A 14,344-nucleotide genomic window follows, 5' to 3' on the forward strand; every position below is an offset into this window, starting at 1 on the left:
CGACGGGTGTCGCAGACGCACCATCTTCACGTCGACGGGGGTCGACTGATCAAGCGGTACGTCTCGTGGTCGCGCGGGGAACACCGCCGGGAGTGGGCCGTGCTGCACCGGGTGCACGCCCGATGCCCCGACCTGGTGCCCGAGCCGCTCGAAGCCGACCTGGACGCGCTCTGATCAGGCCGCGGCGGCCACGGCCCCGGCGGCGAGGGCGGTCACCGCGGCGAAGTCGCCGGCGGCGATGGACGCGCGGGGCACCATCCAGCTGCCGCCGACGGCCAGCACCGAGGGCACGGCGAGGTAGTCCCGCACGTTCGACGCGTCGATCCCGCCCGTCGGCACGAAGCGGACCTGGGCGAACGGGGCGGCGAGCGCGGCCACCGCGCGGGCGCCGCCGGACGTGCCCGCGGGGAAGAACTTCAGCACGTCGACGCCCAGCTCCAGCGCCGCCATGATCTCGGTCGCCGTGGTGGCGCCGGGCAGGGCGGGCACGTTGTGGAAACGGCACCGGGTCACGACCGCGGCGCTGAGGCCCGGGGAGACGACGAACGTGGCGCCCGCCGCCACGGCCGCGTCGACCTGGGCCGGGGTGGTGACGGTGCCGGCGCCGACCGTGACGCCGCCGTGCCCGGCCATCCGGGCGATCGCCGCGGCGGCCGCGTCCGTGCGGAACGTGACCTCGGCGATCGGCAGGCCGCCGGCCACCAGGGCGTCGGCCAGGGGTTCCGCGGCGGCCGGGTCGTCCAGCACGACCACGGGGACGATCCGGTTGCCGCCGACGACATCGACAATGCTGCTCATGCGGGGAGGTCCTTCGCGAGGATTCGGGTGGGAACGTCGGCCGCGCCGGTGACGCCGAGCCGGGCCAGGGCGGCCACGCCGAGGACGGTGGCCTCCGGCTCGGCGACGAAGCGCAGCCGGCGCGCGGTGGCGTCCTGGCGCAGCCGGCGCCAGGGAGCCCAGCCGGCGGCGACGCCCGCGACGGTCACGTCCGCAATGCGGGTGCCGCCGAGTGCGCCGAGACGGGTGGTGGTGGCGTCGGCCTCGACGGCCAGGCCCTTGAGGAGACTGGCCATGGCCTGGGCCCGGGTGACGTCCATCGGCAGGGCGGCAGGGCGCACCGTGCGCGCGTCCGAGTCGATGCCGGCCGGGCCGACGGTGCCCAGGACCGCGTCGACCTCGGACCACATGACGTCGTCGGGCTGCTCGGCGTACAGCATCCGCCGCCACGACTGGTAGAACCGGCCGGACGGGGTGGCGCGGTGCAGGTACCGCAGCCCGCCCGCCACGAACACGCCCACGTCGATCCCGGCGTCGACCCGCTCGGGCAGGGCGTCGACGAGCAGCACCTGCGCCTCCGACGTGCCCGCCGAGACGTAGACGTCGCCGGGCTTGCGCACGCCGGAGCCGAATGCCCCGCACATGTGGTCGTGGCCGCCGGTGACGACGGCGACGCCCCGGGGCAGGACCCCGGCGCCGGAGGTGTGCCCGACGACCGTGGCGCTGCCGGTGAGGGCGGGCAGGCGCATGGCACCCAGGCCGAGGGAGGGCAGGGCCGCCTCGTCCAGGGTGCCGGCCCGCACGTCGAGCAGGCCGGTGCGGGAGGCGTGCGAGACGTTGAGGAACACCGGCGCGGACGGGTCGGCCAGCAGGTCCCGGGCGACGAAGTCGGCGAGGGAGGTGAACGTGCGGGCGCCGCCGAGCAGGCCGGCGCGGTCCAGCCAGAGCAGCTTGAAGACGGAGAACGTGTCGTCGACGCCCGCCCAGGCCTCGCCCGCGTGCGGCTTGGCCTCGCGGCCGTGGCCGGCGAACCAGGCCGGCACCGGGGCGGTGACCTCGCCGCCGGCGCCGAGCATCACGACCTCCTCGCCGACGGAGCCGACGCCGATGCCGGCGATGTCCCGCGGGCGGACGGCCGGGTCGTCCAGCAGCCGCCGCAGCAGCCCGGCCACCGCCGCGGTGAGCCGGGCGGGGTCGCGCCGCCCGCCCCACGCGTCGTCGCTGACCTCGGTCGGCGCCGAGTACAGCGCGATGAGCCGTCCGGCTTCGGCGTCGTAGCAGCCGACCTTCGTCCGGGTGGTGCCGATGTCGACACCGAGGAACAAGCTCATGTGGAGACCGTCACGCGCTCGCGGAGGGTGGCGACCAGGTCCGGGTCGACGTCCGGGGCGAGCGAGGCCGCGTTGGCCGCGCCCATCGCCGCCGCCAGGGTCAGGGCCGCTGCCGGCGTCTCGCCGCGGCCGAGTGCCACCGCGAGCCCGGCCAGGAACGAGTCCCCGGAGCCGGTGGCGTTGACCGTGTCGACCGCCGGGCTGTCCGCGGTGAGCCGCTCGCCGGGGCCGACCCAGACCGCGCCGCCGGCGCCGCTGGTGACCACGAGGGTGGCGCCGGTCGCGGCGTGCAGCTCGCGCGCGGCGGCGAGCAGGTCGGCCGGGTCGGACAGGTCGCGGCCCAGGATGCCGGCCAGCTCGTGGGCGTTGGGCTTGATCACCAGCCGGCCGCCGCGGGTCCCGCGGGTGCCGGCGTCGTCGATGACCCGGGCGAGGGCGTCGCCGTGGGCGTCGACGAGAGCGGTCGCGCCGTGGCTCAGGGCCGCGCGGGCGACGACGGCGTGCAGGTCGGGCGCGCACCCGGGCGGCAGGCTGCCCGTGGAGACGACCACGTCGCCCGGCCGGACCGCGGCGGCCAGGCCCGCGGCGAGCTGCTCCTGCTCGCCGCGGGTGACCTGGGGACCGCGCTCGTTGAGCACCGTCGAGCGCCCGGTGGACCGCTCGATGACGACCGGCGTCACCCGGGTCTCGCCGGCGATCTCGATGTGCCGGTCGGCGACGCCCATCTCCTCGCAGCCGCGGCGGATGACCTGGCCGACGAAGCCGCCGACGAACCCGTGGGCGGCGACGGTCGCCCCGAGGCGCCGGGCGCCCCGGCACACGATCATGCCCTTGCCGCCGGGAAGGCTCTGCACGTCCACGACCCGGTTGACCTCGAACGGCGCGAAGTGCTCGACGACCTGCAGCCGGTCGAGGGCCGGGTTGGGACAGACCACATGCAAGGTGAAGCCTGTCACTATTCGCCGTCGATCTGGTACAGCGCGAACAGCTCCTCGTCGGTGGCCCCGAGGACCTCCTGCTCCCGCTCGCGGAACGTCTGCGCGGTGACCCGGACGAGCTCGTCGAGCCTGTCGGCCTGCGGCGGCAGGTTCATCGCCGCGTACGGGTTGCCGCCGGCGCCGAGCGGCTCGGCCGAGCAGTAGTTGTCGCCGCGCTGGTAGCCGATCGCGTACAACGCCATGATGATGACGTCGAGGTCGAGCAGGCCGTGGCCGAGGGCGCGCCGGTTGGTGTCGGCCAGGTGCAGGTTGAGCATCCGGTGGCCGTGGTCGAGCAGCGTGGCGCCGATGTGCAGCTCGCCGCTGAGCATGTGATAGGTGTCGCCGTTGATGTGCGAGATCGCCGGGTGGTCGACGAGGTCGAGCAGCCGCAGCGCCTGCTCGAAGGTGTGCACGACGCTCGTCTCCTCGGGACGGATCGGCTCGACGGCGCCGCGGATCCCGGCCTGGGCGAAGTCGTCGGCGACGTGGCGCATGGTGCTGGCCGAACGCTCCAGCTCGTAGGAGTCGAACGCGGCCGGGCGCCCGACCGAGCCCGCGCCGAAGAGCAGGTAGGTCCCGCCGACTGCCTGGGTGAAGGCGGCCTGCCGGCGGAAGTACTCCACGGCCCGGGCGCGCACGTGCGGCTTGTTGTGCGCGAACTCCTGGTCGGGGGTGACCATGCCGCAGATGCCCGAGACGGTGATGCCGTGGTCGCCGAGGGTCTTGAGGGTGGCGTCAGGCTTGTAGCCGAAGTCGTCGGAGTACAGGTTGCCGTGCAGCTCGATGTACTGCACGCCGTACTTCGCCAGCCGCTGCGCCGACACCCCGAGCTCCTCGGTGCCGAAGCCCCAGTTGCTCCAGCCGAACTTCAGGCGCGGCTCGTTGGCGGTGTGGGAGCGGCGCGCCTCGACGAACGCCTTGACGACCCGCTGGTCATGGACGCGGAAGGGTTGGGGCTTCATCTCAGGGTCCTTTCGGAGAACGGAGCCGGCTCAGCGGCCGGACAGGAAGCGCTGGCGCAACGCGGCCGGGCTCAGGTGGCGCAGGTTGCCCTGCCGGCCCTGGTCGAACAGCGCGGCCAGGACGATGACCAGGCCGATGCTGAGCTGTTGCAGGAACGGGGAGAGGGCGAGCAGGATGAACGCGTTGCGCAGGACGCCGAGCAGGCAGGCGCCGAGGAACGCGCCGATGATGGAGCCACGGCCGCCGGAGAGGCTGGCCCCGCCGATGACCGCGGCGGCGATGACGTCGAGCTCGTAGCCCGTGCCGGCCTGCGCCTCGGCGACGCCGACCTGGGTGGAGAAGATGATGCCGGCCAGACCCGCGAGCAGGCCGATGAGCACGAACGTGAGGATGCGGGTGCGCCCGACCGGGATGCCGCCGGTGCGGGCGGCGGCGTCGTTGTCGCCGATCGCCGTGACCCGCAGGCCGAAGACGGTGCGGGTGAGCAGCAGCTGGCCGAGGAGGACCAGCACGATGAAGATGATGACGCTGACCGGGACGCCGCCGAACACCCGGCCCTGCCCGATGAATGACAGCTCGGAGGGCATCGACTGGGGCAGGCCGCCGGTGACGAGCTGGGTCAGGCCGCGGGCGATGGACAGCATGCCGAGGGTCACGATGAACGAGCTGACCCGGCCGATGACCACGACGGTGCCGACGAGCAGGCCACAGACGCCGCCGACGGCGATGCCGGCGAGCATGGCAATCCACGGGTTGGCGCCGCTGCCGTAGACGGAGCCGGCGGTGACCGCGGACAGCGCCAGCACGGAGCCGACCGACAGGTCGATCTCCTTGGCGATGAGCACGAACGTCTGGCCGACGGCGATGACACCGACCACGACGACGGTCTGCAGGACGTTGTAGAGGTTGTCCGTGCGCAGGAAGTTGCTGTTGATGAGGCTGACGACGAAGCCCAGCAGGATGATCACGCCGAGCAGGCCGGTCTCCTGCCGCTTGAAGACCGCGCGCGCGACGTCCTTCGCGGAGCGGCTGCGCTGCGGGGCCGGTGCGGTGACGGTGGGGGCAGACATGCTCATCCTTCGGTCGATCCCATGGCGGCGGCCACGATGGGCTGCGGTCCTGCGGTGTTGGGCGCGTCGAGGGTCAGCCGGCCCTGGCGGACCACCACGACGCGGTCGGCCAGCTCCACGACCTCCTCGAGCTCGGAGGAGATGAACCACACGGCGAGGCCCTCGGTGTGGGCCAGCTCGCGCAGGGTCGCGTAGATCTCGGCCTTCGTGCCGACGTCCACGCCGCGGGTCGGCTCGTCGAGGATCAGCACCCGCGGCTTGGCGGCCAGGGCGCGGGCCAGCAGCACCTTCTGCTGGTTGCCGCCGGACAGCGCGGTGATCGGCGCCTCGGTGGAGGCGGTCTTCACCCCGAAGCGGCGGGTGAGCTCGCGCGCCGCGGCGTTGGTGCGCCGGGCCGACACGAAGCCGAACGGCCCGAGCGTGGACAGGATGCGGACCGTGAGGTTGTAGCCGACCGTCTGGGCGTGGAAGACCTCGGTGCGCCGCTCCTCGGCGACGTAGGCGATGCCGAGCTTCTGGGCCCGCCCGGGGCCGGAGATGCGGGCCGGGCGGCCGCCGACCAGGACCCGGCCGCCGCTGATGCGCCGCGCGCCGATGACCGCCTCGGCGATCTCGGTGCGCCCGGCGCCGACCAGGCCGGACATGCCGAGGATCTCGCCGCGGCGCAGCGCGAAGCTCACGTCGGCGAAGCCCTCGCCCGAGAGGTTGGCGAGCTCCAGCGCGACCTCGGCGTCCCGGGCGTGCGCGACGGCGTCGCGGCGCTCCGCGACGGTCTCGGCGACCACGGCCCGCTTGCGCTCGCCGGCCATGAGCGCCACGGCCCGCTGCTCGTTGATCTCGGTCGGGTCGCCGGCCGCGACGAACGTGCCGTCGCGCAGCACGATGACGTGGTCGACGATCGAGAACACCTCGGCGAGGCGGTGGCTGACCAGCACCACCGCCACACCGTCGGCGCGCAGCCGCCGCACGACGCTGAACAGCCGCTCCGACTCCTCGTGGGTGAGGCTGGAGTTGGGCTCGTCGAGGAACAGCACCTTGGGCTGGCGGGACAGGGCCCGCACGATGTCCACCATCTGCCGCGAGGCGGCCGACAGCTCGCGGCACAGCGTCGCGGGGTCCGGCAGGTAGTCGGTCATGCCCAGGTCGCGCAGCAGCTCGCGGGCCCGGGCGACGTTCTCGCCCCGGCGGGCGGCCGCGTAGGCGGGCCGCTCGCCGAGGTCGTAGAGGAACAGGTTGTCGGCGATGGTGAGCTCGCTGATCAGCAGCGGCTCCTGGTGCACGACAACGACACCGGCGGCGATCGCCTCGAGCGGCGAGCCGAAGCTCACCTCCTGCCCGGCGAGGGTGAGCCGCCCGCGATCGGGGCGCATCTCTCCGGAACAGAGCCGGATGAGGGTGGACTTGCCCGCGCCGTTCTCGCCGAGCAGCCCGGTGACCTGCCCGGCCGGGAAGGCCAGCGACACGTCACGCACGGCCCGGACGGCGCCGAACGATTTCGCCAGGCCGGCGACCGCGAGGGCCGCCGGCTTCTCAGTGCTCGTCATGCTTGCCACAACCTTCAGGTGCTACCGGTCAGGAAGCGCCCGGCGTGCCCAGCGGCACGGAGGACGGGTCGTGCTGGGCCAGGTTGTCCTTGGTCACGAACGGAGCCTCGGCCTCCTGGGCGACCTGGTCCGGGTTCTTGCCGGTGACGACGGCGTTGTACAGCTGGATGGCGACGTTGTAGCCCTGGCCGAACGCGTCCTGGCCGATCACGCCGTACATCGAGCCGTTCTTGATCGCGTCGATGTTCTCGGTGGTGATGTCGAAGCCGATGACCTTGACCGTGTCCTGCTTCTTGGCGGCGGCTACGGCCTGCGCGGCGCCGAACGGGCCGCCGGCGGTGGCGTAGATGCCGACCAGGTCCGAGTTGGACTGCAGGTAGTTCTGCGCGGCCGTGAAGGTGTTGGAGGCGGAGTCCTTGGCCTCCACGCCCTGCCCGACGAGGGTCAGGCTGGAGCCCTGCAGGCCGTCGACGAAGCCCTTGCGGCGCTGCTCGGAGCCCGGGGCGGTGAACTGGCTGACGATGATGCCGACCTTGCCGGCCTTGCCGCCGGTCGCCTTGATCATCTCCTTGGCCGCGGTCTGGCCGGCCTTGTACTGCTCCTGCGCGTAGTTGACCGTGCCGCCCGAGGAGCCGACGCAGTCGAACAGCGTGTTGTACGCGCCGAGCTTGTCGCCCTTGGCCGACAGCGTCTTGATGTCGGCGCAGTTGCCCTCGCCGGCGATGAAGAAGCCGATGCCCTTGTACCCCTGCGCGTCGGCGCCCTTGATCGCGCTCGACACCGTCTGCACGTCGATGTTGTCGCCGGCGACGATCCAGTCGACCTTGCCGTTGCGGGAGGCGAGCACCCGGTTGGCGTAGTCCGCTCCCGACTTCACCGACACCCAGTACGGGTTGTTCGCGAAGCCGATCATCGCCACCTTGACCTGCTTGTCCGGCTTCTGCTCGGTCGGCGCGGGCCGGCCGCTGATGACGTCGGACGGGCCGGAGGCGGCCTTGCTGTCATCGCCACCACCGCATGCGGCGGCGAGCATCGCGACGGCCACCAGCACGGCGGTGCCGCGCGTGAGCGACCGGATCCCGGTGCGTAGGTTCATCTGTCCTCCAAGGGGTGTGTTCGCCCATGCGGCCGTGCGGGGCCTGGGGATGCGGTGTTTCGGGGGGTCGTGGTTCAGCCGCCGGCGAGGCGGACCGCGGTGCCCAGGGCCCGGATCTCCTCGACGACGGTGGGACTGAGGCCGCTGTCGGTCACGACGAGGTCGATGTCCTCGATCGAGCCGTAGCGGCAGGCGGCCTGGAGGCCGAACTTGCTGTTGTCGGTGAGCAGCACCGACTTCTGCGCGGAGGCGAGGATGGCCGCCTTGACGGCCGCCTCGGCCGGATCGGGCGTGGAGAGCCCCCACGCCAGGTCGATCGCGTTGGCACCGACGAACGCGACGTCGAAGCGCAGCCCGGCCAGGCGTTCCAGGGCCCAGGTGTCGACCTCGGCGTAGCTTGCCGGGCGCACCCGGCCGCCGATCGTCATCACCGTGGAGTGGCCCAGGTCGGTCAGGGCGAGGGCGATCTGCAGGGCGTTGGTGACGATGAGCAGGTCGCCGCGGTCCGGCAGGAGTGCGGCGAGGTGGCCTGTCGTGGAGCCGGCCTCGATGAAGATGGCGCCGAAGGGCGGGATCTCCTCGGCCGCGGCCCGGGCGATGGCGATCTTCTCGTCGCGCCGCTCGGCGATCCGGTTGGAGACGCGCCCCTCGGCGGCGAGCGTCGCGCGGGCCACGGCGCCGCCGTGCACCCGCTGCAGGTCGCCCGCGGCCTCCAGCGCCGACAGGTCGCGGCGGATGGTCTCGGCGTTGACCGAGAAGCGGCTCGACAGCTCGGCTGCCTGCACGCGCCCGCTGCTGCGGACGATCTCGGTGATCTCGCGCCGGCGCTCGGCCGCCTGCATCGCGCCACCTCCCTTCCATGCCGCCTGCACGGAGCCCCTGTGGATTTCCGTGTGGGGGTTGTGGGTGAACCCACATCGCTTGTGGAGCCACACTACATCCGGTCCAGAAGTTGTCAACGCAAGATTTTGTGATCTTTACGTACGCGTGTCAGCGCCGCCCGAATATGCGTGCGCTTATGTCCGGTTAGATGGGCATTGAGCCAGATAGCCGGTCGCAATATCGTGGAACTTCACTACATCCGAGGTGGCTTTGTGTAGTGGATTCAACTTCCACGTGACACGGTCTTGTAAGTTTGCTACAAACTGAAGCCAGCAAGCACCACGCACGACGGAGGAGCACGGTGAGCGAAGTGCGCAGCGGCCCCGAGCTGGTCGTCACGCCGGACGGGCTGACGAACCGCACGGGCCGGTACGAGAAGCGGCTGGCCGACCTCGACGGCCTCTTTGCCGACGCCGGGGCGTTCGCCGCCCGCCTGGCCCAGGAGGCCGACCGGGTCATCTACCACGTCGACGAGTTCCGCCCGTCCGAGGCGGCCGGCGACCTCATCACCGGCATCTCCACGCTCTCGCCGGGCAAGGTCGGCGACGAGTTCCACATGACCCGCGGGCACATCCACGCCCAGCACGACCGGACCGAGATCTACCACTGCCTGGCCGGGCACGGCCTCATGCTGATGGAGACGCTCGACGGGCAGACCGTCGTCACCGAGCTGCGGCCGGGCGTCATCGCCTACGTCCCGCCGGTGCACATCCACCGCAGCGTCAACGTCGGCGACACCGACCTGGTCACCGTCTTCTGCTACCCGGCCGACGCCGGACAGGACTACGGCATCATCGCCCGCGCCGGCGGCATGCGGCACCTAGCCGTCGGCGAGGCCGGCGGATGGCGCCTGAAGGAGAACCCCAACTATGTCGCCCGATGAGCTGACCGGCCGCACCCTGGCCCGCATGGTCGACATCAGCGCGGTCCAGGCCCAGCACGGCCGCGCCGACGTCGAGGCCCTTGCCCGGCACGCCCTCGAGGGCGACTTCGTGGCCGCGCACGTGCTGCCGGCCTGGCTGCCGGTGCTGCGCCCGCTGCTGGCCGGGTCCACCACCAACGCCGGCTCGCCGGTCGGGTTCCCCTCCGGCGGCTCGGCCACCCCGATCAAGGTCGCCGAGGCCGGGTGGCTGATCGAGGCCGGCGTACAGGAGATGGACGTCGTCATGAACATCGGCCTGGTGCGCTCGGGCGAGCTCGCCGCGGCCGGCCGGGACGTGGCGGCGGTGCTGTCGGCGGTCGGGGGCGCGGTGCCCGTCAAGGTGATCCTGGAGGTCGGGCTGCTCGACGAGGGGCAGCTCCGCGACGCCGCCCGCGCCGCCCTGGACGCCGGGGCCACCTCGCTCAAGACCGGCACCGGCTGGCAGGGCGTGGCCACCACCCCGCGGCACGTCGAGATCATGCGCGCGGCCGCCGGCCCCGGACCCGAGATCAAGGCCTCCGGCGGCGTCCGCTCGCTGGAGCAGATCCGCGCGCTGATCGCCGCCGGCGCCACCCGCTTCGGCATCAACACCGCCATCGCCGTGCGGCTCGTCGCCGAGGCCGGCGCCTGATGCCCACCGTCCTCACCCCCGCCACCCTGGTCCCGGCCACCGCGCCGACCATGTACTTCGTCGGCGTCACCACCGGCTCCTCCGCCATCCACCGCGTCTTCGCCGCCTGGCGCCCCCTGCTCGGCCTCGACGGCGTCGAGCTGACCGGCATCGACATCCCCGTCGGTGCGCCCGCCCCCGACTACCGCGCGGTCGTGGCCCACCTGCGCGACGATCCCCTCTCCCGCGGCGCCCTGGTCACCACCCACAAACTCGACCTCTACGCCGCCACCCAGGACCAGCTGCGCGGCGTCAACGGCGACGCCGCGCGGCTGCACGAGGTCAGCGCCCTCGTCGCCGGCGACGGCTTCATCGACGGGCTGGCGCTGGACACCATCACCAGCGAGCTGTCACTGCACGCGATCGTGCCGGCCCTCGCCGGGCGCGACGTGCTCGTCATGGGCGCGGGCGGCGCCGCCCTCGCGCTGTGCGACTACTTCGCCCACCGGTCCGGCCCCGACGCCCCCGCGAGGGTCGTCGTCACCGACATCGCCGAGGAGCGCCTGACCGCCATCGTCAAGGCGACCGCCGGGGGCGACCCGGGCATCGCCTGGCAGTCCCGCCTGCTGGCCCGCGGCGACAACCACGACGCGCTGCTGGCCGAGCTGGCCCCCGGCGCGCTCGTGGTCAACGCGACCGGGATGGGCAAGGACCGGCCCGGCTCGCCGCTCAGCGACGCGGCCGTCTTCCCGCACGGCGGGGCGGTCTGGGAGTTCAACTACCGCGGCGAGCTGGGCTTCCTGCGCCAGGCCCGGGCCCGCGCCGCCGCCGACGCGCTCACCGTCGAGGACGGATGGCGGTACTTCGTGCACGGCTGGACCCGCGCCATCGACGCCGTCTTCGACCTCGGCCTGCCGACGGAGGGCGCCGGCTTCGACCGGCTCTACGCCGCGGCGCAGGAGGTCCGGTGACCCTGCTGGCCCGCTGGCTCGGCCAGGCCGGGTTCGTGCTCACCGCGGGGGTGGCGCACCTCGCCGTCGACCCGTACCTGTCGGACTCACTCGCCGAGAAGTACGCCGGGCGCCTGTTCCCGCACACCCGCATGCGCCCCGCCCCGCTCGCTCCGCGGCAGCTGCCGCCGCTGGTCGCCGTGGTGTGCACCCACGCGCACACCGACCACATGGACCCCGCGACCCTGACCCCGCTCATGGCCGACCAGCCGCGGCTGCGCCTGGTCTGCCCGCGCGCCGTCACCGGGGAGGCACTGCGCCGCAGCGGCGCGGACGCGTCCCGGCTGGATCCGCTGCGCGCAGGCGAGCAGACCGGCTACGGCCCGTTCGCGATCAGCGCGGTGCCCTCCGCCCACGAGGAGCGCGAGTTCGACGAGCACGGCGACGACCGGTTCCTCGGCTACGTCATCGACGCCGCCGGCACCCGGGTCTACCACTCCGGCGACTGCGCGCCCTGGGACGGCCTGGCCGAGTGGCTGGGGTCCATGGCCGTCGACGTGGCGCTGCTGCCGGTCAACGGGCGCGACGCGCACCGCCGCGACAACGGCGTGCCCGGCAACTTCACCTTCGAGGAGGCCGTGCGGTTGTGCGCCGCCGCCGGGATCGGCACCCTCGTCCCACATCATTGGGGCATGTTCGCCTTCAATTCCGCTGACCCGGCCGGGTTCGACTTCGGCCTCGCCGGGCGCCTCGGCGTCACCGTCCAGCTGCCGGTGCACGGCGCCACGATGATCCTGCGGGGGCGTCGATGAACGGCCCGGCCGGCGGCCCCGTGCTCGTCCGGATCAACCAGCACCTCGACCAGCTGCGCCGCTCCGAGCGCAAGGTCGCCGACGTGGTGCTGGCCAACCCGCGCGGCGTGGTGCAGATGACCCTGGCCGAGCTCGCCGAGGCGGCCGGGGTCAGCCAGCCCACGATCGTGCGCTTCGCCAACGCCATCGGCTGCGACGGCTTCCACGACTTCCGCATCCAGCTGGCGCAGAGCGTCGCGCTCGGCGTGCCGGCCACCCAGTCGGTCATCGAGGCCCAGGACGACACCGCCACCACGGTCGGCAAGATCTTCGACTTCTCCATCACCTCGCTGGACCACGTGCGCCGCCACCTCGATCTCGACGCGATCGGCCGGGCCGTGGACACCCTCGCCTCCTGCTCGAACATCGTGTTCATCGGCCTCGGCGCGTCCGGGATCGTGGCGATGGACGCCGAGCAGAAGTTCCCCCTCTTCGGCGTGCCGTGCTCGGCCCAGATCGACACCCACCAGCAGTTCCTGGCCGCCTCGACCAGCCGGCCCGACACCGCGTTCGTGGCGATCTCCAACACCGGCCGCACCGTGTCCATCCTCGACACCGTGCGCGTCGCGCGGGAGCGCGGCGCCACCGTCATCGGCATCACCGGCGGCCCGTCGCCGCTGGCCGAGCTGTCCAACATCGCCATCCTCGTCGAGTCGCTGGACAACACCGACGTCTACACGCCGACGATCTCGCGCCTGGCCCAGCTCGTCGTCGTCGACATCCTCGCCACGATGGTGCTGCTGCGCCGCGAGGAGTCCGCCCTGGAGGACATCCGCACCATGAAGACGCGGCTGTCCCGGATGCGATCGGGGATGCCGCGCGCATGACGACGCTTGATGTGGTCCTCGCCTTCGACCTCGGCACCGGCGGCTGCAAGGCCGCCCTCGTCGACGCCTCCGCGCGCGTGCTCGCCACCGCGTTCGTCGCCTACCCGACCGCCTACCCGGCCCCGGGTCGCCACGAGCAGCGCCCGGCCGACTGGTGGGCCGCCCTGGCCGCCGCGACGAGCCGGCTGCCGCTGTCCGGGCACCGGGTCCGGGCCGTGGCGCTGTCGGGGCACAGCCTGGCGATGGTGCCGGTCGACGCGGACGGCGCACTGTTGCTGGAGTCCGTGCCCATCTGGTCGGACGTGCGCGGCGAGGCCGCCGCGACGGCCTTCTTCGGGCACGCGGCCGAGCACGACTGGTACGCGTCCACGGGCAACGGCTTCCCCGCCGGCATGTACACCGTGTTCAAGGCGGCCTGGCTGCGGTCCGAGACGCCGCTGGGCCCACGGGTCGCGCGCATCCTGGGCAGCAAGGACTGGATCAACGCCCGGCTCACCGGCGTGCAGGCCACCGACCCCAGCTACGCCTCCGGGTCGGGCGCCTACGACCTGCTGACCCGCGCCCTGCGCCCGGACGTGTTCGCGGCGCTCGGCGTGCCGGCCGGCTGGTGGCCCGACATCGTCGCCTCCACCGCGGTCGTCGGCACCGTCACCGCGGCGGCCGCCGCCGAGACCGGCATCCCGGCCGGGGTGCCCGTCGTGGCCGGCGGCGTCGACAACTCCTGCATGGCCCTCGGCGCCGGGCTGGACCGGCCCGGCGCCGCGTACCTCTCCCTCGGCTCGTCCAACTGGGTCACCGTCGCCGGCGCCGAGCCGGTCCTCGACGCCGTGCAGCGGCCGTTCGTCTTCGACCACGTGCTGCCCGGCCTGTACGTCTCGGCGCTGTCCACGTTCGGCGGCGGCAGCAGCCTCACCTGGCTCGCCGGCCTGCTCGGGCGGGACGGCGACCTCGACGCGCTGCTGGCCGAGGCGGCCGCGGCCCCCGTCGGCGCCGCCGGCCTGACCTGCGTGCCGACGCTCGCCGGCGGCACCGTCGCGGAAGGCGGCCCCTCCGTGCGCGGCGCATTCCTCGGACTCGACCTCGGCCACACCCAGGGCCACGTCGCCCGAGCCGTCGTGGAGGGCATCGGCTTCAGCCTGGCCGACGCCGCCGCGGTGATGCTCGCCGGCGCGCCGCCCGGCGCCCCGATCACCGCCGTCGGCGGCGGCGCCCGCGGCGCCCTCCTGCTCCAGGTCCTCGCCGACCTGCTCGACCGGCCCGTCACCCGCCCAGCCGACGCCCAGCACTGCGCGGCGCTCGGCGCGGCGGCCCTGGGCTGGCTCGGCATCGGCGCCTGGGACTCGACCGCCCCGCTGGCCGCCGGCACCGAGGCCCGGGAGCTGCCGGGAGGGCGTGACACCCGGGAGCTGCCGGGAGGGCGTGACACCGGCGAGGCCGACGTCGTCGTCCCGCGCGCCGGTGCGGCCGCCGACTATGCCCTGCCCCGGGCCCGCTTCCACGCCGCCCGCGCGGCCGTGCGAGCCCAGTCCGAAGTCACATAA

The 14,344-nt window shown here is 73.4% G+C and carries 15 protein-coding genes; 7 read left to right on the top strand and 8 right to left on the bottom strand.

Annotated elements, in window-relative coordinates; all coding sequences use genetic code 11:
• Positions 1–6: 6 nt before the first annotated feature.
• Positions 7–174 (top strand): hypothetical protein, encoded by a 168-nt coding sequence (locus AB0I21_RS44195; protein WP_360569908.1) that lies wholly within the window; start codon positions 7–9, stop codon positions 172–174.
• On the opposite strand, the gene eda is transcribed toward AB0I21_RS44195, so the two are convergent.
• The 8 genes from eda to AB0I21_RS44235 form a co-directional block, all read right to left on the bottom strand.
• Positions 175–798 (bottom strand): bifunctional 4-hydroxy-2-oxoglutarate aldolase/2-dehydro-3-deoxy-phosphogluconate aldolase, encoded by a 624-nt coding sequence (gene eda / locus AB0I21_RS44200; RefSeq protein ID WP_360569910.1) that lies wholly within the window; start codon positions 796–798, stop codon positions 175–177.
• The gene (locus AB0I21_RS44205) at positions 795–2,108 is read right to left on the bottom strand and encodes an FGGY family carbohydrate kinase (protein WP_360569912.1); all 1,314 of its coding nucleotides are present in this window, start codon (positions 2,106–2,108) and stop codon (positions 795–797) included. Before AB0I21_RS44205 ends, eda begins: the two co-directional genes overlap by 4 nt.
• A complete protein-coding gene (locus AB0I21_RS44210) occupies positions 2,105–3,043 on the bottom strand; it encodes a hexose kinase (RefSeq protein WP_360569981.1) in 939 nt (312 codons plus the stop codon). The genes AB0I21_RS44205 and AB0I21_RS44210 overlap by 4 nt, the downstream gene beginning before the upstream one ends.
• 20 nt (positions 3,044–3,063) lie before the next feature.
• A complete protein-coding gene (locus AB0I21_RS44215; protein WP_360569914.1) occupies positions 3,064–4,050 on the bottom strand; it encodes a sugar phosphate isomerase/epimerase family protein in 987 nt (328 codons plus the stop codon).
• Between the two features lie 30 nt (positions 4,051–4,080).
• Entirely contained in the window at positions 4,081–5,121 is a 1,041-nt protein-coding gene (locus AB0I21_RS44220; protein ID WP_360569916.1) for an ABC transporter permease, read from the bottom strand.
• 2 nt (positions 5,122–5,123) lie between these two features.
• Positions 5,124–6,665, bottom strand: coding sequence for a sugar ABC transporter ATP-binding protein (locus AB0I21_RS44225; protein ID WP_360569918.1), 1,542 nt, complete (start codon positions 6,663–6,665; stop codon positions 5,124–5,126).
• Between the two features lie 28 nt (positions 6,666–6,693).
• Entirely contained in the window at positions 6,694–7,761 is a 1,068-nt protein-coding gene (locus tag AB0I21_RS44230; protein WP_360569920.1) for a sugar ABC transporter substrate-binding protein, read from the bottom strand.
• Positions 7,762–7,835: 74 nt separating this feature from the next.
• Entirely contained in the window at positions 7,836–8,603 is a 768-nt protein-coding gene (locus tag AB0I21_RS44235; RefSeq protein ID WP_360569922.1) for a DeoR/GlpR family DNA-binding transcription regulator, read from the bottom strand.
• A gap of 341 nt (positions 8,604–8,944) precedes the next feature.
• Here AB0I21_RS44235 and AB0I21_RS44240 point away from each other — a divergent pair, with 341 nt between their 5' ends.
• Genes AB0I21_RS44240 through AB0I21_RS44265 form a run of 6 tightly spaced genes read left to right on the top strand, consistent with a single transcriptional unit; the run spans position 8,945 to position 14,344 of the window.
• Positions 8,945–9,526, top strand: a complete 582-nt coding sequence (locus AB0I21_RS44240) for a glucose-6-phosphate isomerase family protein (RefSeq protein WP_360569924.1) — start codon at positions 8,945–8,947, stop codon at positions 9,524–9,526.
• Positions 9,513–10,196, top strand: coding sequence for a deoxyribose-phosphate aldolase (gene deoC, locus AB0I21_RS44245; RefSeq protein WP_360569926.1), 684 nt, complete (start codon positions 9,513–9,515; stop codon positions 10,194–10,196). Before AB0I21_RS44240 ends, deoC begins: the two co-directional genes overlap by 14 nt.
• A complete protein-coding gene (locus tag AB0I21_RS44250) occupies positions 10,196–11,146 on the top strand; it encodes a hypothetical protein (protein WP_360569928.1) in 951 nt (316 codons plus the stop codon). Before deoC ends, AB0I21_RS44250 begins: the two co-directional genes overlap by 1 nt.
• On the top strand, positions 11,143–11,937 hold the full coding sequence (locus AB0I21_RS44255) for an MBL fold metallo-hydrolase (protein ID WP_360569930.1): 795 nt from the start codon (positions 11,143–11,145) through the stop codon (positions 11,935–11,937). The genes AB0I21_RS44250 and AB0I21_RS44255 overlap by 4 nt, the downstream gene beginning before the upstream one ends.
• A complete protein-coding gene (locus AB0I21_RS44260; RefSeq protein WP_360569932.1) occupies positions 11,934–12,803 on the top strand; it encodes an SIS domain-containing protein in 870 nt (289 codons plus the stop codon). Before AB0I21_RS44255 ends, AB0I21_RS44260 begins: the two co-directional genes overlap by 4 nt.
• On the top strand, positions 12,800–14,344 hold the full coding sequence (locus AB0I21_RS44265) for an FGGY family carbohydrate kinase (RefSeq protein ID WP_360569934.1): 1,545 nt from the start codon (positions 12,800–12,802) through the stop codon (positions 14,342–14,344). The genes AB0I21_RS44260 and AB0I21_RS44265 overlap by 4 nt, the downstream gene beginning before the upstream one ends.

The sequence above is a fragment of the Dactylosporangium sp. NPDC050588 genome (genome assembly GCF_040654975.1).
Classification (GTDB): Bacteria; Actinomycetota; Actinomycetes; order Mycobacteriales; family Micromonosporaceae; genus Dactylosporangium; species Dactylosporangium maewongense.

What these genes read in the sequence shown, in the direction of transcription:
- AB0I21_RS44260 (WP_360569932.1), top strand. Translation starts at nt 11,934, where the DNA reads ATGAACGGCCCGGCCGGCGGCCCCGTGCTCGTCCGGATCAACCAGCAC.
- eda (WP_360569910.1), bottom strand. Translation starts at nt 798, where the DNA reads ATGAGCAGCATTGTCGATGTCGTCGGCGGCAACCGGATCGTCCCCGTG.
- AB0I21_RS44250 (WP_360569928.1), top strand. Translation starts at nt 10,196, where the DNA reads ATGCCCACCGTCCTCACCCCCGCCACCCTGGTCCCGGCCACCGCGCCG.
- AB0I21_RS44235 (WP_360569922.1), bottom strand. Translation starts at nt 8,603, where the DNA reads ATGCAGGCGGCCGAGCGCCGGCGCGAGATCACCGAGATCGTCCGCAGC.
- AB0I21_RS44225 (WP_360569918.1), bottom strand. Translation starts at nt 6,665, where the DNA reads ATGACGAGCACTGAGAAGCCGGCGGCCCTCGCGGTCGCCGGCCTGGCG.
- AB0I21_RS44220 (WP_360569916.1), bottom strand. Translation starts at nt 5,121, where the DNA reads ATGTCTGCCCCCACCGTCACCGCACCGGCCCCGCAGCGCAGCCGCTCC.
- AB0I21_RS44215 (WP_360569914.1), bottom strand. Translation starts at nt 4,050, where the DNA reads ATGAAGCCCCAACCCTTCCGCGTCCATGACCAGCGGGTCGTCAAGGCG.
- AB0I21_RS44265 (WP_360569934.1), top strand. Translation starts at nt 12,800, where the DNA reads ATGACGACGCTTGATGTGGTCCTCGCCTTCGACCTCGGCACCGGCGGC.
- AB0I21_RS44230 (WP_360569920.1), bottom strand. Translation starts at nt 7,761, where the DNA reads ATGAACCTACGCACCGGGATCCGGTCGCTCACGCGCGGCACCGCCGTG.
- AB0I21_RS44205 (WP_360569912.1), bottom strand. Translation starts at nt 2,108, where the DNA reads ATGAGCTTGTTCCTCGGTGTCGACATCGGCACCACCCGGACGAAGGTC.
- deoC (WP_360569926.1), top strand. Translation starts at nt 9,513, where the DNA reads ATGTCGCCCGATGAGCTGACCGGCCGCACCCTGGCCCGCATGGTCGAC.